14 protein-coding genes are annotated in these 19643 nt (G+C 69.8%); 6 read left to right on the forward strand and 8 right to left on the reverse strand.

Translation table 11 applies throughout. The features are described from left to right. Window positions 1–75 precede the first annotated feature (75 nt). The gene (mutL, locus tag KA711_11945) at window positions 76–1872 is read right to left on the reverse strand and encodes a DNA mismatch repair endonuclease MutL (protein ID MCM0609681.1); all 1797 of its coding nucleotides are present in this window, start codon (window positions 1870–1872) and stop codon (window positions 76–78) included. Window positions 1873–2021: 149 nt separating this feature from the next. On the opposite strand from mutL, the gene KA711_11950 reads away from it, so the two are divergent. Together KA711_11950 and KA711_11955 are read left to right on the forward strand one after the other, a co-directional pair. Further along, complete coding sequence (locus tag KA711_11950; GenBank protein MCM0609682.1) at window positions 2022–2681, forward strand: iron-containing redox enzyme family protein; 660 nt, start codon at window positions 2022–2024, stop codon at window positions 2679–2681. Window positions 2682–2692: 11 nt separating this feature from the next. Further along, a complete protein-coding gene (locus KA711_11955) occupies window positions 2693–3664 on the forward strand; it encodes an enoyl-CoA hydratase (protein MCM0609683.1) in 972 nt (323 codons plus the stop codon). Between the two features lie 92 nt (window positions 3665–3756). Here KA711_11955 and KA711_11960 read toward each other — a convergent pair whose 3' ends face one another. After that, window positions 3757–5493, reverse strand: a complete 1737-nt coding sequence (locus tag KA711_11960; GenBank protein ID MCM0609684.1) for an IS1634 family transposase — start codon at window positions 5491–5493, stop codon at window positions 3757–3759. A 150-nt stretch (window positions 5494–5643) separates the two neighbouring features. Further along, window positions 5644–8973, reverse strand: a complete 3330-nt coding sequence (locus KA711_11965; GenBank protein MCM0609685.1) for a cobalamin-dependent protein — start codon at window positions 8971–8973, stop codon at window positions 5644–5646. 121 nt (window positions 8974–9094) lie between these two features. On the opposite strand from KA711_11965, the gene KA711_11970 reads away from it, so the two are divergent. Further along, complete coding sequence (locus tag KA711_11970; protein ID MCM0609686.1) at window positions 9095–9859, forward strand: type III pantothenate kinase; 765 nt, start codon at window positions 9095–9097, stop codon at window positions 9857–9859. 12 nt (window positions 9860–9871) lie between these two features. Here KA711_11970 and KA711_11975 read toward each other — a convergent pair whose 3' ends face one another. The 3 genes from KA711_11975 to KA711_11985 all read right to left on the reverse strand — a co-directional run bounded on the left by KA711_11975 (window position 9872) and on the right by KA711_11985 (window position 13860). After that, complete coding sequence (locus KA711_11975) at window positions 9872–11656, reverse strand: response regulator (protein MCM0609687.1); 1785 nt, start codon at window positions 11654–11656, stop codon at window positions 9872–9874. 74 nt (window positions 11657–11730) lie between these two features. Then, a complete protein-coding gene (locus KA711_11980; GenBank protein MCM0609688.1) occupies window positions 11731–12159 on the reverse strand; it encodes a CBS domain-containing protein in 429 nt (142 codons plus the stop codon). Window positions 12160–12201: 42 nt separating this feature from the next. Then, entirely contained in the window at window positions 12202–13860 is a 1659-nt protein-coding gene (locus KA711_11985; GenBank protein MCM0609689.1) for an AMP-binding protein, read from the reverse strand. 131 nt (window positions 13861–13991) lie between these two features. On the opposite strand from KA711_11985, the gene kynB reads away from it, so the two are divergent. The 3 genes from kynB to kynA are packed head-to-tail and all read left to right on the forward strand — an operon-like array spanning window position 13992 to window position 16728. Next, window positions 13992–14621, forward strand: a complete 630-nt coding sequence (gene kynB / locus KA711_11990) for an arylformamidase (protein MCM0609690.1) — start codon at window positions 13992–13994, stop codon at window positions 14619–14621. Continuing rightward, window positions 14618–15877 (forward strand): kynureninase, encoded by a 1260-nt coding sequence (gene kynU / locus KA711_11995; GenBank protein ID MCM0609691.1) that lies wholly within the window; start codon window positions 14618–14620, stop codon window positions 15875–15877. The genes kynB and kynU overlap by 4 nt, the downstream gene beginning before the upstream one ends. Further along, window positions 15877–16728 (forward strand): tryptophan 2,3-dioxygenase, encoded by an 852-nt coding sequence (gene kynA / locus KA711_12000; protein ID MCM0609692.1) that lies wholly within the window; start codon window positions 15877–15879, stop codon window positions 16726–16728. The genes kynU and kynA overlap by 1 nt, the downstream gene beginning before the upstream one ends. Window positions 16729–16766: 38 nt before the next feature. Here the strand turns inward: kynA and KA711_12005 are convergent, their stop codons facing one another. Both KA711_12005 and KA711_12010 read right to left on the reverse strand, forming a co-directional pair. Then, window positions 16767–18215 (reverse strand): sensor histidine kinase, encoded by a 1449-nt coding sequence (locus tag KA711_12005; protein ID MCM0609693.1) that lies wholly within the window; start codon window positions 18213–18215, stop codon window positions 16767–16769. Beyond that, window positions 18205–19638, reverse strand: coding sequence for a sigma-54-dependent Fis family transcriptional regulator (locus KA711_12010; GenBank protein ID MCM0609694.1), 1434 nt, complete (start codon window positions 19636–19638; stop codon window positions 18205–18207). The genes KA711_12005 and KA711_12010 overlap by 11 nt, the downstream gene beginning before the upstream one ends. Between the last annotated feature and the right edge of the window lie 5 nt (window positions 19639–19643).

A 19643-nucleotide genomic window follows, 5' to 3' on the forward strand; every position in this document is an offset into this window, starting at 1 on the left:
ATGAACGTGTTGCCGCGCTGCAACCTACCGGGTTCGGTGGTGGCGACCCGGTGGCAGCCCCGGGGCCAGGCGCGCTCAGCGGCCGCGCAGGAACAAGGCGTCAAGTTCCTTCAGCGTCACCTGACGCCAGGTCGGGCGGCCGTGGTTGCAGGTGTCGCTGCGCTCCGTGGCTTCCATCTGGCGCAGCAGCGCGTCCATCTCGGGCAGCGTGAGGCGACGGTTGGCGCGCACGGCGGCATGGCAGGCCATCGTGCCGAGCAGCTCGTCGCGGGCACGCTGCACGACACGGCTGCCGCCGAGCTCGGCCAACTCGCCCAGCACGGCGCGCACGAGCTCGGTGAGGTCAGCGTCGGGCAGGGCCGCCGGCCGGCTGCGCACCACCAGCGTACCGGCGGCAAGCACACCCACGTCCAGGCCCAGGGCCAGCAAGGACTCGGCCTGGGCCTCGGCGGCTGCCACCTCGGCCGGCGTGGCCGCCAGCGTGTGGGGGATGAGCAGCGGCTGCGAAGGCAGCGCCGCGCCGGAGCCGACGGCCGCATCGGCGGCCTGCTTGAGCCGCTCGTAGACGATGCGCTCGTGGGCCGCGTGCATATCGACGACCACCAACCCTGCCCCGTTTTCTGCCAACACGTAGGTTCCACCGAGCTGAGCCAAGGCGCGGCCCAAGGGCTGCTCGACGCCCGCAGAGCCCGCTGTCGGCGCGGGCGCGGCGGGCAGCGGCTCGGACAGCGCCCGCAGCGCTGGCGCCCAGTGCCCAGGCGGCTCGGCCGCGTGCCGGGGCGGACCCCAGGCCAGGGCCGGCTGCCAGGCCGGCAAGGCGACCTGGGGCGCAGGCGGCTGCACGGCGGCAGCCTGCTCCGGCAGCCCCGCCGCCGCCCGCGTGGGAGCCAGCGCCTCCACCACGGCCTGGCGCACCGCTTGGAACACCGCGCCGCCGTCACGAAAGCGCACCTCGGCCTTGGCCGGGTGCACGTTCACGTCCACCAGCTCGGGATCGATCTCCAGGAACAGCACCCAGGCCGGCTGTCGGCCGCCGTGCAACTGGTCGTCGTAGGCTGAACGGACGGCCTGGCCCACCAGACGATCGCGCACGCAGCGGCCATTGACAAACAGGATCTGCAGGTCGGCCCGCGCGCGCGCCGATTCGGGGTGGCCGACGCGGCCCCACAGCGACAGCGGGCCGCGCCGGGCTGCCAGCGGTCGGCTTGCGACCTCGAAGTCGCGGCCGAGCACATCGGCCAGACGCTGCGGCCACGGGGCTGGACGCCATTGGGCGATCTGACGGCCTTCGTGCCAGACGTTCAGGCCGACTTCGGGCCGCGCCAAGGCCGCCCGCCGGGCGACGTCGAGCGCGTGCGCCAGCTCGGTGGCGTCGCTCTTGAGGAACTTGCGCCGCGCCGGTGTGGCAAAGAACAGCTCCTGGACTTCCACTGTCGTGCCCGGCGCACGGGCGGCCGGCGCCAGCTCGCCACCGCGAGGCGCCAGGCGCCAGGCATGCGGGGCCTCGGGCGTGCGGCTGGTGATCGTCAGCTCGGCCACCGAGGCCAGCGCCGCCAGCGCCTCGCCCCGGAAGCCCATCGTGGCGACGCGCTCGAGCTCGGCGAGATCGCGGATCTTGCTGGTGGCGTGGCGCTTCAGCGACAGCGGCAGCTGCTCGGGCGGAATGCCGACGCCGTCGTCCTCGACGGCCACCAGGCGAACGCCACCACCGGCCAGCCGAACCGTCACCTGGGTGGCGCCGGCATCCAGCGCGTTGTCGAGCAACTCGCGCACGGCGGCGGCCGGTCGGTCGATCACCTCGCCAGCGGCGATCTGGCTGATCAGCTCGTCGGGCAGCTCGCGAATCGGGCGGCGCGGCGGCAGGGGAAGCATCGTCTGGCGATTCTAGGAGCGTGAATCCTTTCACTTTCTGCGTGAATGCGCCCTAGACTCGCTGCCGGAATGCATGCAGCGCCCACGCCGCCTACGCAGCCCCGGGCAAACGCGCCGTTGGCGCAGATGCCATCTCTTGCCGGAGGATCATGCTGCCCTTCTTCGCCGATCTGGTTTCGCGCACCGACGAGGACCGTCGGGCGTTCGAAACCCACCCCAAGCTGGTGGACGTCATCGCCCACGGCATGCCCGTGGAGCGCTACCGGGCGCTGCTCCTGGATCTGTATCACGTGGTGTGGCACTTCAACCCGGTTTGCGCCGCTGCCGCGGCACGTCTGGGCAGCCCGGCGCAAGACCCCGATGCCGCACTGCGCTATTTCCTCTATGCACACATGCACGAGGAGGCCGGGCACGAGAACTGGGTGCTCAACGATCTGGAGGCCGTGGGTCTGACGCGCGACGCCGCAAGGGCTCACCGGCCGGCCGCACACACGCTGGCGCTGAACGGCTACAACCATTGGTCGGCCGCGCAGCGCCATCCCGCTTCTGCGCTGGGGATGCTGTACGCGCTGGAAGTGATCGCCTCGGTCTATGGCGGTCCGTTCGCCAGTGCGATCCGCGAGAGCCTCCTGCTCGAAGGCGATCGGGGCGTGAGCTTCATCGCCTCGCACGCAACACTCGACTCGCAGCACATGGCCGAGCTGCGCCAGGTGCTCAACCAGGTGACGGACGAGAGCGCACGCGACGCCGTCGTCGAATCGGTGCAGGTGAATTTCCACCATCTCACGCGCATCCTCGAAGCACTGTAGGCACAGGCCTCATGACCGCATCCCCTGCCGCCGGCGTTGCCGGGCTGCTCGGCCGGCCCTACAAGACCATCCGACTGGAGTGGCACTCCGACCTGGCCCTGCTGCGCGTGCGCGCAGCGGTCAAGCCCATCCAGTGCTACAGCCTGGCCGCGATGACCGAGATGCAGCGGGTACTCGACGACATCACCGCCAATCCCGGGCTGCTGCGCCACCTGGTCCTGACCTCCGACGTGCCCAAGGTCTTCAACTTCGGCGGTGACCTTGCGCTGTTCGTGTTGCTGGTGCGCGCACGCGACGTCGACTCGCTGCGCCTCTATGGCATGAAGTGCGTCGACATGGTGTGGTGGCTCGAGAACGCGGCTGCCCTGGGCGTGCACACCACCGTGATGGCCGCCGGCGACACACTCGGCGGCGGCCTGGAGAGCGTGCTGCCCTTCCACCGCATCATCTTCGAGAAGAGCGCACAGGCCGGTTTTCCGGAGGTGCTCTTCAACCTGTTCCCGGGCATGGGGGCTTGGGACTTCACGATCCGGCGCGCCGGCTTCGCGGTGGCCAACGAGATGATCCTTTCGGGCCATCTGTACAGCGCGGAGGAACTCCTGTATCGACGTCTGATCGACCTGGTGGCCCCCGACGGCGAGGGCGAGCAGGCCATCGACCGGGTGGTGCGCGAGGTCGACCCGCGCCACCGCGGCACGCTTGCCGCGCTGCGTGCTCAGCGCATGGCAGCGCCTGTCCGGCGAGAGTCGCTGGTGGCCATCGTCGACCAGTGGGCCGAAAGTGCGATGGGCCTGACCGACCGCGATCTGCGCCTGATGGAGCGGCTGGCGCGCGCCCAGGTGCGCAAGGCCGGCGGCGGCGACGAAGGCGCTGTCGAGGAGATCAAACGCCTGGAGCTCGAGATGGCCTGGGGCGGGGAGCGCCGCAGCGGCATCGAACGACGTGCCACGCCGCCTGAAGTGGACCGTCGCGTGCGCACCTGAGCCTCGCGGCTAAACTGAAGTTCCACCGCCGCCGGCCCAGATCTCCTTTATCCATCAAGCACTTGCGATGGATTTCAGGTTTGGTTTTCTGACTACGGCTGGATGGCCTGTATGAGCGCCATGGCGCGCTGTTGGTGTGCCGTGGCGGTGGTGAGCACCTCGAAGGTCGGCGCATCGGCGCCAGCACCGGATGTGCGGCAGGTGTTGCGCACGAGAGTGGCCATCTCCGCCATCAGGGTGGCGAAGCTGTGCGCAGGCTGCGCGTCGTCGAGCGACTTCGATGCGGCCTTGCGCTGCGCCGAGGCCGAGCGTTTGGCTGGCGCTACTGGATCGCGCGTGGCTTTGGCGGCTTGGTCGGTATCGGCGAACATCAGCTCGCGCCAGGCCTCGCGCATGTGCCACTCGACGTAGAACGCCAGCATGCACAACAGGATGTGCGCGCGCACCCGGTCAGCCAAGCGGTGATGGATGGGCCGCACCTTCAGGTCCACCGTCTTCAGTGATCGGAACGCGCGCTCCACGTTGGACAGGGCTTTGTAGCTGCGCACGCAATCCGGTGCGCCCATGCGCTTGGCGTCCAGCGAGGTTCGAATGACGTACAGGCCGTCCAGCGCCGCCTCGGCGTTGATGGCGTCTTGCCTTCTCGCCCAGGCGAGTGTTGCCTCACCGATGCTCAGCTCGAAGTGCTTGGCCACCTTGTGGCGGTTGATGATCTTGCCCACCTGCACGCCGATCTTGTCCTGCCCGGTGAGTCGGCCCGCATCCACGCTGGCCTTGATCACGGCCAGCAAGGCCTCGGTGGACTGCAGCAGGCTCTCACGCTTGTGCGCCCTCAGCTTGGCCAAGGCGTCGTTGCGGCAGGCCACCAGGCGCTCGCCGGGATAGTCAGGCGAGGTGATCTCGGCCAGATTGCGCTGATCGAACAAGCCAAGTTGCAAATGGCCCTGCTCGACCAGCGAGCGGATCGAGACGCTCTTGAGCGCCGTGATCCAGTCGATCCCGCCTTGGCCGCGAAGATCGTCAATAGCCTTTTGCGACACCATGCCGCGGTCGCCCACCATCACCACCTGCGCCAGACCGAAGCGCTCGCGCACACGCCGCACGGCGGGCAGGAAGGTCAGGCTGTCCGACGTATTGCCCTCGAACACCGAGACCGCCACAGGGCAGCCACGCGCATCGGTAAGCAAGCCGTAGTTGACCTGCAGCGTGCCGGGCCGGCCATCTCGGCTGTAGCCCCGCTTGGCCAACGGGCAGGTGCTGCCCTCGAAGTAGCTCGACGACAGGTCATACAGCACCAAGGCATCCTCGCGCAGGTGGCGCGCGGCGAGCTTCTTCTCGATGGCGTCTTGGCGGGCCAGCAACCAATCCATGGCGGCATACAGATCGTTCTCGGTGGCCTCAACAACGCCGAAGTCCTCGGCCAGGGTCGAGCAGTGCCAACGCCGGGAGGTAGCCAGCTTGGTGTCGGGCTGCACGATGCGCGAGGCCACCATGGCCAGCACCAAGTCGCGTTCACGGCTGGGCTGCGACGCGACAACCGAGGCCAGCCCCAGGCGCTGCATGGCCACAGCGACGGCCTGCACGTGGCCATGGGCGCGCGAGCGCACGACCTCGAAGGCCTGGGAGGCGGGAACGAAGGTCTCGCCTTGCAGCGAGCGCCGGATGATGTCGATCAGCGCATCGGGCAGATGCGACAGGTTACCCAGGGTCTCGTTCTTGACCTTGCCGTTTTCGCGGTAGCTGCGGCGCAGCAGGTGGGTGCAGTAGACCTTGTCCTTGTACGCCCGCTTGGTGGTGACGACGTGTGCGGTTCCGGTGCGAGATGCCATGTCCGCCATTCTGGATCAATATGCGCGCAAGATCAACACAGTTTAGTGACTACACATTCAGGCACAAAAAAGGCCCAAAAGGGCCGAATTTGTGAGTCGTGACAAGCACTTGGCTACGCCACGCCTTAAGTCAGGGTGCGGAACTTCAGGCTAAAGGCTGCGCCGGTACTGCCCACCCACCTCGAACAGGGCATTCGTGATCTGCCCAAGGCTGCACACCCGGACAGCGGCCATGAGCTCATCGAACACGTTGCGGTCCTCGATCACGGCCTGCCGCAGGCGACGCAGCATGGCCGGCGCTTCGGTCCGATGGCAGTCATGGAAATCGGCCAGGCGGGCCAGCTGGCTCTGCTTCTCGGCCTCGGTGCTGCGGGCCAGCTCGATGTGCTCGGGCATGGGGTCGCCCTTGGGACTGCGGAAGGTGTTCACCCCGATGATCGGATGCTCCCCGGTGTGCTTGAGCATCTCGTAGTGCATCGACTCTTCCTGGATCTTTCCACGCTGGTAGCCCGTCTCCATCGCCCCGAGCACGCCGCCGCGCTCGGCGATCTTCTCGAACTCGGCCAGCACGGCCTCCTCCACCAGCTCAGTGAGCTCGTCGATGACGAAGGCACCCTGGTTGGGGTTCTCGTTCTTCGCCAGGCCCCACTCGCGGTTGATGATCAGCTGGATCGCCATCGCGCGGCGCACGCTGTCCTCGGTGGGCGTGGTGATCGCCTCATCAAACGCGTTGGTGTGCAGGGAGTTGCAGTTGTCGTACACCGCGATCAGCGCCTGCAGCGTGGTGCGGATGTCGTTGAAGGCGATCTCCTGCGCGTGCAGCGAGCGGCCGCTGGTCTGGATGTGGTACTTGAGCTTGCAGCTGCGCTCGTTGGCACCGTAGCGCTCCTTCATGGCCACCGCCCAGATGCGGCGCGCCACGCGGCCGAGCACCGTGTACTCCGGGTCCATGCCGTTGCTGAAGAAGAAGCTCAGGTTGGGCGCGAAGTCGTCGATGTGCATGCCGCGCGCGAGATAGGCCTCCACGAACGTGAAGCCGTTGCTCAGCGTGAAGGCCAGCTGGCTGATCGGGTTGGCCCCGGCCTCGGCGATGTGGTAGCCGCTGATGCTCACCGAGTAGAAGTTGCGCACGTCGTGGTGCACGAAGTACTCGGCGATGTCGCCCATCACCTTCAGGCTGAACTCGGTGCTGAAGATGCAGGTGTTCTGGCCCTGGTCCTCCTTCAGGATGTCGGCCTGCACGGTGCCCCGCACGTGGGCCAGCGTCCACTCGCGCACCTTGGCCGCCTCATCCGAGGTGGGCTCGCGGCCGTTATCGCTGCGGAACTTCTCGAGGTTCTGGTCGATCGCGGTGTTCATGAACATCGCCAGGATCGTCGGCGCCGGGCCGTTGATCGTCATGCTCACGCTGGTGTTCGGCGCCGTCAGGTCGAAGCCCGAGTACAGCACCTTCATGTCGTCAAGCGTGGCGATGCTCACGCCCGAGTTGCCCACCTTGCCGTAGATGTCGGGCCTCGGGTCAGGGTCGTGGCCGTACAGCGTGACACTGTCGAAGGCCGTGCTCAGGCGCTTGGCCGGCATGCCCTCGCTGACCACCTTGAAGCGGAGGTTGGTGCGGAAGGCGTCGCCTTCGCCGGCAAACATGCGCGTGGGGTCCTCGCCCTCGCGCTTGAAGGCAAAGACGCCAGCGGTATACGGATAACTGCCGGGTACGTTCTCCAGCAGCAGCCACTTCAGCAGCTCGCCGTGACACCCGTAGCGCGGCAGCGCGACCTTGCGGATCTTGCTGCCGCTCAGCGTGGTGTGCACGAGACCGGTGCGGATCTCCTGGCCGCGGATCTTCACCACGTATTCGTCGCCGGCATAGGCCTGCTGCATGGCCGGCCATTGCGCCAGCAGTTGGCGCGACGAGGCGTCGAGTTGCGCCTCACGCTGGCTGGCCAGGTCGGCGAGCGCGTCGCGCGCGCGATGCTTCTCGGGGTTTGCCTCGGCCAGCATGCGGCTGCTCTCGCGCAACTGCTGCACCTCGCGCGCCAGCTCGGCCTGGCGCTGGGCACGCCGCTTGTAGCCGCGCACGGTGTCGGTGATGTCGGCCAGGTAGCGCACGCGCGCCGGCGGCACGATGGGCCGCTCCCGGGTGCTGTGTCGCGTGGCCACCTGGGGCAGCCGCCCGTCGTCCAGCGGCAGGCCCAGTTCCGCCAGCCGCGGCTTGAGCGCCTGGTACAACGCCGTCACGCCGTCGTCATTGAAGCGGCTGGCCATGGTGCCGAACACCGGCATGTCCTCGGGCCTGGCTGTCCACGCCTCGCGGTTGCGCTGCACCTGCTTGGCCACGTCGCGCAGGGCGTCGAGAGCGCCCTTGCGGTCGAACTTGTTGATGGCTACGAACTCGGCGAAGTCGAGCATGTCGATCTTCTCGAGCTGGCTGGCGGCGCCGAACTCCGGCGTCATCACGTACATCGGCACGTCCACCAGCGGCACGATGGCGGCGTCGCCCTGGCCGATGCCGGAGGTCTCGACCACGATCAGGTCGAAGCCCGCCGCCTTGCAGGCGGCCAGTACGTCGGGCAGCGCCTGGCTGATCTCGCTGCCGAAGTCGCGCGTGGCCAGACTGCGCATGAAGACGCGCGGGCCGGGATCCGAAAGGCCGTCCAGGCCGGCCGGTCCGTGCCACGGCCCGATGGCGTTCATGCGGATGCGGTCGCCCAGCAGCGCGCCGCCGCTCTTGCGACGGCTGGGGTCGATGCTGATGACGGCGATGCGAAGCGCGTCGTCCTGATCCAGCCGCAAACGGCGGATGAGTTCGTCGGTGAGACTGCTCTTGCCGGCGCCACCGGTGCCGGTGATGCCCAGCACGGGAACCGATCCCGCAGCGGCCTTCGCCGCCGACTCGAGCGAGGCCTTGAGCCCCGCCGGCGCGCGCCCGTTCTCCAGGGCCGTGATGGCTTGCGACAGCGCGCGCCAGGCGCCGGGCGTATGGCCCTGCAGCGCCGAGGCGTCGGCCGGCGCGTGCGTCGAGAGATCGACGTCGCAGCGCATCAGCATCTCGCCGATCATCCCCTGCAGTCCCATGCGCTGGCCGTCTTCAGGGCTGTAGATGCGGGCCACCCCACTGGCGTGCAGCTCGCGGATCTCGGCTGGCACGATGACGCCGCCGCCGCCGCCGAACACCTGGATGTGGCCGCCGCCGCGCTCGCGCAGCAACTCGACCATGTACTTGAAGTACTCGACGTGGCCGCCCTGGTAGCTGCTGATGGCGATGCCCTGCACGTCTTCCTGCAGCGCGGCGGTGACGACCTCGTCGACGCTGCGGTTGTGCCCGAGGTGGATGACCTCGGCCCCCATGCTCTGCAGCAGTCGCCGCATGATGTTGATGGCGGCATCGTGACCGTCGAAGAGGCTCGCTGCGGTGACGAAGCGCACCTTGTGGGCGGGGCGGTAGGCTGCCAGGGCCTTGAAGTCGGCAGAGAGCTCGCTCATTGCGCGGCCTTGTCTCGTGGGGCGGTTCCGGGGGGCACTCGTCGGCACCTGACGTTGACGTAAACGTCAATCAGCGATGATGCCATGGACACCCCGGCCGGCCCTGCTAGCCTTGCGGCCTATGTTCCTGGCCATCGACTGCGGCAACACGCGCCTGAAGTGGGCGTTGTTCGCCACGCCGCGCCCGGGTGCCGAGCCTTTGCACCAGGGGGCGGTGTTCCTGGAGACGATCGACGAACTGGCCGAACGCCAATGGAAGCCGCTGCCGCCACCGCAGGCCATGCTGGGCTGCATCGTTGCCGGCGACCACGTCCGCCGCCGCGTCGAGGAACAGATGGAGCTCTGGGACCTGGAGCCTCACTGGGTGGTTGCCAAGCCCGAGGAGGCTGGCCTCATCAACGGCTACGACCACCCGGCCCGGCTGGGCGCCGACCGCTGGGTGGCGCTGGCTGGCGCGCGCTGGCACCTGCAGCTGCGCGGGCCGGCGCGGCCGGCGCTGGTGGTGATGGTGGGGACCTGCGTCACGGTGGACGCGCTCGACGCCTCGGGCCGCTTTCTTGGTGGGCTCATCCTGCCCGGCTTCGGCCTGATGCAGCGCGCGCTCGAGATGGGCACCGCGGGCCTGAAGGTGCCTACGGGCGAGGTCGTGGAATTCCCGACCAACACCTCGGATGCGCTGATGAGCGGCGGCAGCAACGCCATGGCCGGTGCCATCGAGCGTCAGGCGCGGCGCCTGCGGGAGCGCACGGGGGCTGAGCCGCTGCTGCTGATGACCGGCGGAGCCGCGCAGAAGCTCTCGGGCATCACCGATCTGCACTTCGAGGTCGTCGACAGCCTGATATTCGACGGGCTGCTGATGCTGCACCAGCACCGCTGCGGCGGCTGAGAGCTCTGTGAATCAGAGCCAGCGCTGCACGATCCCCCTCAGCCGCTCGCGCGAGTACGGCTTGGCCAAGTGGGCATCCATGCCGGCGTCCAGCGCCTTCGCGGCGTCACTCTCGAACGCAAAAGCGGTCAGGGCCACCACCGGCACACGCGGCAGCTTCAGGCGCTGTTCGCGCTTGCGCAGCTGACGGGTTGCCTCGTGGCCGTCGAGCAACGGCATGCCGATGTCCATCAACACCAGATCGACCCGGTGCTGTTCCAGCAGCTGAAGCGCCTGCTGTCCGTCGTGGGCCACCTTCACGTCGAGGCCAAAGCTGCGCAGCATCTCGGTGCCGATGAGGCGGTTGACCTCGTTGTCTTCCACCAGCATCACCACGCCCTCCAGACGGTCCTGGCCGTCAAGTGCCGCGAAGTCGCTGTCGGCGGGCCCTGGCGGCGCCTCCGGCGCCAAGGGCAGGAACAGCGTGAACCAGAAGCTCGATCCTCCGCCGACGCGGCTGCTCACCTCGATGCGGCCGCCCAGGGCCTCGATGATGCGCTGGCTGATCGACAGCCCGAGCCCGGTGCCTCCCGACAGTCGAGAGCGCGTGCCACCAAACTGCGTGAAGGGCAGGAACACACGGTCGAGCTCGGCCGCCGGAATGCCCACGCCGCTGTCCTGCACATCGAAACGCACGCGCACGGCATTCGGCTCGCGCGCCTGCGGGGCCAGCTTCAGCGTGATGCCGCCCCGCTCGGTGAACTTGACGGCGTTGCTCAGCAGGTTGAGCAGCACCTGCTTCAGGCGGGGACCGTCGGTGATGACGCCGTCGGGCACCTCAGCGTCGATCTGCAGGGTCAGGGCCAGGCCCTTGGTCTCGGCACGGGTACGGAACAGCGCCGCAGCCGACATCGCCACCGAGTGCAAGGAGGTCGGCGACGGCACCAGCACCAGTTTCCCGGCCTCGATCTTGGAGTGGTCCAGGACGTCGTTAAGGATCTCCATCAGCGACTCGCCCGACTGTGAGGCGGTGCGCACCAGCCGCCGCTGGCGGCCGTCCAGAGGCGTCTCGCGCAGCAGATCCATGGCCCCAAGGACCCCGTTCATCGGCGTGCGGATCTCGTGGCTCATCGTGGCCAGGAACTGACTCTTGGCGGCATCGGCGGCGCGCGCCTCTTCGACGGCCCGCTCCAGCGAGCGGCGCGTGTGCTCGGCAGTCTGGCGGTCGCGCAGCGAAGCCAGGGTGACCTCGCGGAACTCGCGCGTGGCGCGCAGCAGCGTCACCCCCGTCAACACCGCCAACACCGCCATCGGCATCGACTGCACCGACGGCACGAACAGCGACACCAGCGACAGTGTCAAGACCTGGCAGGCCAGCAGGATCTTGAACGCACGTCCGGCCATTGCCAGGAACAGCGCAGCCACGGCCACCGAGCCGGTCATCGCAACGACGTAGGTCGAGGCCAGCGGACCCTCCAGCAGCGGATACACGAACACCGTCACAACGCCCCACATCACCCCCACGCCCAGCGCGTTGGCCTCAAGCTGGCGGATCACCACGACGATGTCCTGGGGTGGATGCTCGGCCCTGGCGCTCCAGCCTGCCGAGAGGCGCCACCGCCACGCAGAGACTGCGCTGCCCAGCACCAGCACCAGCAGCGCCACCGAGGGCCGGTCGACGTGCCAGCCCAGCCAGGCGATGAAGAGCACTGCGGCCATCAGCAGGACGACAGACCGTTCGGAGTTCCGCAAGGCCACCTGCAGCACTTCGCGCTCTATCGCAATGCCAACCTCGTCACGCCCAGCTTGTTCGATCATGGAGTGGCGAGGATACCAAGCGAGAGCGCCCGCGCCAGACGACTGCGGCACTCCGACGCCAGCCGGTGGCCGCGTCAGGAGTGGATGTAGCTCTCGAGCTGCGCGATCGTTTCTTCGCGGTCGGCGATCAGGTCGTCCATGATGTCGCGGATGGAGATCATGCCCAGGACCGTGCCGCCGTCGACCACCGGCAGGTGGCGGATCTTCTTCTCGCTCAGCAGCGCCATGCAGACTTGGGTGCGCGTCTCCGGTCGCACGGTGAACACCTGGCGGGTCATGATCTCGTCCACCCGGGTGGTCCGGGAGTTGCGCCCCTGCAGCGCCACCTTGCGTGTGTAGTCACGCTCGCTGACCACGCCAACCAGGCGCGGGCCGTCCATCACCACCAGTGCACCGACGTCGTGCGCGGCCAGCAATTCCAGCGCGGTGTAGACGGAGTCTTCGGGGCGCGCGTGCCACAGCGTGCCGTCACGGGACTTCAGCAGTTCGGCCACCGTCTTCATGCAGGTCCTTTCGCTTGCGCCAAGGCGTCGCGCTGGCGTAGCCTAGCCCTGGAGCGGCAGCGCGCGCAAGGGGCCCAAACCCGCCGCCTCCTGCTGGAGCCGGAAGCGCTGCAGCTTGCCCGTTTCGGTTCGGGGCAGACTGCTGCGAAACTGCAGCTCGCGCGGGTACTTGTAGGGCGCGATCGTCTGCTTGACGAAGTCCTGCAGCACCACAGCCAGGGCGGCATCGGCCGTGTGGCCGGGCTTGAGGACGATGAAGGCCGCAACGATCATGCCGCGAGCCTCGTCGGGCTTGCCCACCACGCCGCACTCGGCCACCGCCGGGTGCAGCAGCAGCGCCGCCTCGACCTCGGGGCCGGCGATGTTGTAGCCGCCGGAGATGATCATGTCGTCGGTGCGCGCCTGGTAGACGTACTGGCCGTCGGCGGGGTCCACGAGGTAGGCATCGCCGGTGAGGTTCCAGCCGCCTTGCACGTAGCTGGCCTGACGGGCGTCGTCGAGGTAGCGGCAGCCCGTTGGCCCACGCACCGCCAGACGCCCCACCTGGCCGGGCGGCAGAGGCTGGCCGGCGTCGTCGAGGATGGCGGCCTCGTAGCCGGGCACCGGGTAGCCGGTGGCGCCGCCGCGGGCTTGGTCGGCGCGCGCCGAAATGAAGATGTGGAACATCTCGGTGGAGCCGATGCCGTCGATGATCTCCAGGCCGCTGGCCTGCCGCCAAAGCGTGCGGGTGGCCGCGGGCAACGCCTCGCCGGCACTGACGCACTGGCGCAGGCTGGCGAGGTCGTGCCCCTGGAGTTGCGGCGCCATCGCGCGGTAGGCCGTGGGCGAGGTGTAGCACACGGTGGCGCGGTGCTTGGCGATGGCCGCCGGCAGCGCATCCGGCGTGGCCCTCTCCACCAACACCGTGCTGCCGAGCGCGGCCAGCGGAAACACCAGCAGCCCGCCGAGCCCGAACGTGAAGGCCAGCGGCGGGCTGCCGATGGCGCGGTCGTCGGCACCGGCGCGCAGCACGTGCACCGGCCAGCAGGCGGCGGCGGCCAGCAGATCACGGTGGCCGTGCACCGCCGCCTTGGGCTGGCCGGTGGTGCCGGAGGTGAAGGCGATCAGCACCGGGTCGTCGGCCGCGGTGTCCACGGCCTCGGCGGTGCTGGGGGCGGCAGCCATCTCGGCCTCGAGGTCGCCGGTGTTGAAGCAGCGCAGCGCCTGCAGCGTGGGGCACAGCGGCAGCGCGGCGCGCAGCTCGTCCTGCAGGCGTGCATCGCACAGCGCCAGGCGGATGCGGGCTTTGTCGATGAGACCGGCGAGCTCACGGGCGCGCAGGAGCGGCATCGTTCCCACCGCGATGCCGCCGGCCATCGCGACGCCGAACCAGCTGGCCGCCAGCATCGGGCTGTTGGCGCCGCGCAGCAGCACACGCTCGCCCGGCACCAGGGCCAGCTGCCGCACCAGCACGTGGGCGATGCGCGCGGCGCGGTCGGCGAGCTCGTCGTAGGTCCAGGCGATCGGCGTGCCGTCGGGCGCGGTGCCGAAGACACAGGGCCGCGCGCCCTGCGCCGTGCCGCGGTGACGCATCAGCAGCGCCTGCGCCACGTTGATCTGCGGCGGGAACTGCAGCGACGGGCCGTCGAACACGAAACGCGGCAACGCGTGCGGCGGCGGCAAACGATCGATGACGTAGCGGTCGACGTGGGCGCTGGGCATGACGGGCACTGTAGGCTGCGGGCGGCGACCGCGGGCACCGGACTGTCCCGGGGCGCGGCCCGCGCCGTCGCCGCGCCGATGTCTGAAAAAACCGACACCACGCCAGCACGGGCCGCAGTACGGTGGCACCCATGCCACAGCTCTGGGACATCTCCCCGCCGGTCGCCGCCGACAGCCCGGTGTTCCCGGGCGACACGCCGTTCGCACGGCGGTGGCAGGCACGCATCGGCCCCGGCTGCGCTGTGAACGTGAGCATGCTGACGCTCAGCCCGCACACCGGCGCCCATGCCGACGCGCCTCTGCACTACGACAACGCCGGTGCCGCCATCGGCGAGCTGCCGCTGGAGCCCTACCTGGGCCACTGCCGCGTCATCCACGCCATCGGTCGCGGCCCGCTGGTGCAGCCCGCACACCTGGCGCACGCGCTGGCCAGCCTGCCGCCTCGCGTGTTGGTGCGCACCTACGCCCGCATGCCGCAAAGCCACTTCGACGACGTCCTGCCTGCCTTGGCGCCCGAGACGATCGAGCAGCTGGCCGATGCCGGCGTGGTGCTGGTGGGCATCGACAGCGCGAGCATCGACCCCGCGGACAGCAAGACGCTGGACGCCCACCAGGTGCTGCGCCGCCGCGGCCTGCGCGTGCTGGAGAACCTCCTGCTCGACGAGGTGCCCGAAGGCGATTACGAGCTCATCGCCCTGCCCCTGAGACTCACCACGGCCTGCGCCTCGCCCGTGCGCGCCGTGCTGCGAGAGCTGCCATGACCCGAGACGACGCCCTGGCGCTCGACGCCGCCGACGCGCTGGCGCCGCTGCGCGAGCTGTTCCACCTCCCCGAGGGGCTGATCTACCTCGACGGCAATTCGCTGGGCGTGTTGCCGCGCGCCACCGCCGCCCGCGTGCAGCAGGTGGTGCAGCAGGAATGGGGGGTGGGCCTCATCCGCAGCTGGAACAGCGCCGGCTGGATGGACCTGCCCTCGCGCGTGGGCGACAAGATCGCCCGGCTGGTGGGTGCCGAGCCCGGCACGCTGGTGGTCGCCGACTCGACCAGCGTCAACCTGTTCAAGGTGCTGTCGGCGGCGCTGGCGATCGTGCGGGAGGATGCCCGCGAAGACCCGCCCGCGCGCCGCACCATCGTCAGCGAACGCAGCAACTTCCCCACCGACCTGTACATCGCCGAGAGCCTGGCGCGCCAGCACGGTTTCGAGCTGGTGCTGGTGGAGCCCGAGAGCCTGAACGCGGCGCTGGACGCGCGCTGCGCCGTGCTGATGCTCACGCATGTGAACTACCGCACCGGCCGCATGCACGACATGGCCGCCCTGACGGCCGCGGCACAAGCCGCAGGCGCGCTGACGATCTGGGACCTGGCCCACAGTGCCGGCGCCGTGCCGGTGAACCTGGGCGCCGCCGGTGCCGACTTTGCGGTGGGCTGCGGCTACAAATACCTCAACGGCGGCCCTGGCGCGCCGGCCTTCGTGTGGGCGCACCCGCGGCACGTCGGCCGCTTCTGGCAGCCGCTGGCAGGCTGGATCGGGCATGCCGCCCCCTTCGAGTTCACCCCCGGCTACCGGCCGGCGCCGGGCATCGCGCGCTACCAGTGCGGCACCCCGGCGGTGCTGAGCCTGGCGGCGCTGGAGTGCGGCGTCGACACGGTGCTCGCGGCAGAAGCGCTGGGTGGCATGGCCGCGCTGAGGGCCAAGAGCCTGGCGCTGACGCGGCTCTTCGCCGATCGCGTGCAGGCCACCTGCCCCGGCCTCACGCTGGCCTCGCCCGCGGCCGACGCCGAGCGCGGCAGCCAGGTCTGCTTCAGCCACCCCGGTATCGGCTACCCGGTGGTGCAGGCGCTGATCGCGCGCGGCGTGATCGGCGACTTCCGAGCCCCCGACATCCTGCGCTTCGGCTTCACGCCCCTGTACCTGCGCCACGTCGACGCCTTCGACGCCGCCGGGCACTTGCAGGCGGTGCTCGAGCACGAAGAATGGCGCCGCCCCGAATTCAACCAGCGCCAGGCGGTGACGTGATGAGCGGCTGCCCGCTTCACCACGATGACGCGGCCTCGGTCGACGGCGCCGAGCTCGACTTCGCCGGCAGCATGAGCTATGGCGACTACCTGCACCTCGACGCCGTGCTGAACGCCCAGCACCCGCTGAGCCCGGCCCACGACGAGATGCTGTTCATCGTGCAGCACCAGACCAGCGAGCTGTGGATGAAGCTGATGCTGCATGAGCTGGCCGCCGCCATCGCCGCCGTGGCGGCCGATGACCTGCCCGTGGCCTTCAAGATGCTGGCGCGCGTGAGCCGGATCATGGAGCAGCTGGTGCACGCCTGGGACGTGCTGGCGACGATGACGCCGCCCGAGTACAGCGCCATGCGCGCCTCGCTGGCCAAGAGCAGCGGCTTTCAGAGCTGGCAGTACCGGTGCATCGAGTTCCGCCTGGGCAACAAGAACGCCGCGATGCGCCGGCCGCACGCCCACCGGCCCGACCTGCTGGCCGTGGTCGACGCCGCTTACACCGCGCCGAGCCTGTACGACGAGGCGCTGCGCCTCCTGGCCGGCCGCGGCCTGCCGGTGCCGGCCAGCCACGTGCAACGCGACTGGACGCAGCCCTACACCGAGAGCCGCGAGGTCGAGGCCGCCTGGCTGCAGGTGTACCGCGCGCCGCGCGAGCACTGGGACCTTTACCAGCTCGGCGAGGAACTCACCGACCTCGAAGACACCTTCCGCCTGTGGCGTTTCCGCCATCTCACCACCGTGGAGCGCGTGATCGGCTTCAAGCGCGGCACCGGCGGCACGGGTGGCGTGAGTTATTTGCGCAAGATGCTCGACGTGGTGCTGTTCCCTGAGATCTGGCGGCTGCGCACCGACCTCTGATCCCATCGAAGGTGCGGCCTCTGTGAGGGCCGAGCGGATCATGTCGGCGTCTGCGGCGGCTCGCGCTCGTCTGCGGCCCTGACCGAATCGGCGGCACCGGCCATGCCCAGCTCGATCGAGATCCGCGCGCCGCCGAGCGGCGAGTCATCGATGCCCAAGCGGCCGCCGTGAGACAGCACGATCTGCCGTGCCAGGCTCAGACCGATGCCGCTGCCAGCCGGTTTGGTGGTGTAGAAGGGGACCAGCACCTGCTCGCGCTGCGTTGCCGGGATGCCGCCGCCGCTGTCTTCGATGGCCAGCATCACCCGGCCCTCCCCGCAGGGCTCGGCCCGGACGGCGACCGACGCCGGCCGACCAACCGCGCGCGATGCCGCGTCGAGTGCCGCCTCCGCGGCGTTGACCGCAACGGCGCCCAGGGCCTGCTGCAGCAGGGCCGGATCGGCGCGCAACGCCAGTGTGGGCGGCCGCACCTCGCACTGCCACTGCACGGCCCCGCCCCAATGCGCCCGCCATGCCAGCAGGTTCTCGGCCAGCCAGGGCGCCAGCACGATCGTCTCTTCTTGCGGCCGCAACGGTTGGGCCATCGCGCGGTAAGCCGCCACGAAGCGCAGCAGCGACTGCGAGCGCTTGGCCAGCGCGTCGACCGCCGCGGCGGCCGCGGGCAGGCCGCTGCCGGACTTCATCTCGCGCGCAGCCGACTCGGCCAGTGACGTGATCGGCGCCATCGCGTTCATGATTTCATGCGACAGCACGCGCGCGAGATCGCGCCAGGCGTTGGCCTGCGCGCGGTCCAGGGCGTCCTGAACATCGAGCAGCGCCACGATGCGCGCACTTCCGTCGGGCGTCGCCAGTTCCGCCATCGACAGCGCGTAGCGCAACGGCTGCCCGGCAAGCCGGACCGTGGCCGCGTTGGCGCTTGCCGATCCGGATGGCCATGCCGGGGCCGTGACCAGCGCCTCGAAGTCCGCACCCAGCGCCGCCACCGCCGGCCGCTCGCCGGTGCCCAGCCGCGTCAGCAGCCGCCGGGCCGCATTGTTCAGCGGCTCGCAGGTGGTCTCGCGCGCCTGTCCGCCGCTGCGGATGCGCAGCAGCGGTGCGGGCGAGTGGTCGACCAGCGCCTGCAGCGTGTGGATTTGCGCCCAGAGCCGGCCTTGGGTGTCGAAGAGGCGTTGATTCACGGCCGCCAGCGCGCGCTGCACCTGCGGGTCGATCAGCGACGCGGTCGAGGCGCGCTCGCCGGCCGCCCAGGTCTCGATCACGCGCAGCAGCGCCCGTTCGCGCCGGCTGAAGCTGCGCAGCAACTCGGCTGCCGAGACCGCGGCACCGAGCACGCCAACCAGGGCAGTCACCGGTTTGCCGGCCAGCCACGCCCAGGCCACCAGCGCCAGCAGCAGGCACAGCAACCCCAGCCGCAGCAGCAGCGGCGCGGTGCGCAGCGCCGTGGCGCGTGCCCGTCGCCCGCGCGTCGGCGGGGCGTCAGAGGCCATGCTTTTCCATGCGCCGGTACAGCGCCCCTCGCGACAGCCCGAGCTCGCGGGCCGCCAGGGCGATGTTGAACTGATGTCGGCGCAAGGCCCGCTCGATGAGCTGGCGCTCGGCCTGCTCCAGGTTCAGGCTGTCGGGACCCGCCTGCGGCAGCTGCGGCGGCGTGTGTTCGGCGGAGGACGCGCGTGGCATCGGCCTGCCGCCAGCCGGGCCGGCCACGGCGAAGTCCTCCACGCCATAGGCGTCGCCCGTGTTCAGGATCACGGCCCGCTCGGCCGCATGGCGCAGCGCGCGCACGTTGCCCGGCCAGGGATCGGCGCGCAAGGCGGCGGCCACCGGATCCGGCAGCGGCTTGACCGGCCGGCTGTACTTGCGCTCATAGGCCCGCAGGTAGTGCAGCGCGAGCGCGACGATGTCGTCGCGGCGCTCGCGCAGCGGCGGCAGGTCGATCTCGATCGTGTTCAGGCGGTACAGCAGGTCGGAGCGGAACGCCGTCTCGTCCAGCAGCCGCTGGCGCGGCTGGTTGGTCGCCGCGATCACCCGCACGTCGATCGGCATCGCTGCGTTGCCGCCCACCGGCACCACGCACCGCTGCTCGAGCACCGTCAGCAATTTGGGCTGCAGTGCCAGCGGCAGGTTGGCGATCTCGTCCAGGAACACGGTGCCGCCCTCGGCCGCCTGCAGGCGGCCGATCCTGTCGCTGCGCGCGTCGGTGAAGGCGCCACGCTTGTGGCCGAACAGCTCGCTGTCGATCACGCTGGCCGAGAGCGCTCCGACGTCGATCGACACAAACGGCCTCGCCGCGCGCCGCGACAGCCGGTGCAGTTCGCGCGCGGCCAGTTCCTTGCCGGTGCCGTTCTCGCCGAGCAGCAGCACGTTCGCATCGGTGGGTGCGGCGCGCGCCAGCAGTTCGCGCAGCTTGTGCATCTGCGCCGAGTCGCCCAGCAACGCGTTCTCGTTGCGCCCTGCCGCGCCTGTCAACACCGTGAGACGGGCGCCCTCGTCGGCCGCCTGCCGGTGGCTGGCGCGCAGCCGCAACGCCGAGCGCAGCGTGGCCAGCAGCCGCTGCTCGGTCCAGGGCTTGGTGATGAAGTCGACCGCACCGCGCCGCATGGCCTCGACCGCCCGGTCGACATCACCGTAGGCGCTGGCAACGACCACCGGCAACGAGGCGTCGGCACGCAGCAGCTCGCTCAGGCAGGCCAGGCCTTCGGCCCCGTCGGTGGCGCCGCGGGAGAAGTTGAGATCCAGCACCACAACGTCCACCGCATGCGCGGCCAGCAAGGCCGGCAACTCCCGCGGGTGGCCAGCCGTCAGCACCTGGGCCTGCAGCGGCGCCAGCGCCAAACGGGCCGCGAACTGCACATCCAGGTCGTCATCCAGCCAGACGACGACCGGAGAGCTTGATGCCGGGATACCGATCATGTGTC

Source organism: Ideonella sp. WA131b (assembly GCA_023657425.1).
Taxonomy (GTDB): Bacteria; Pseudomonadota; Gammaproteobacteria; order Burkholderiales; family Burkholderiaceae_C; genus Rubrivivax.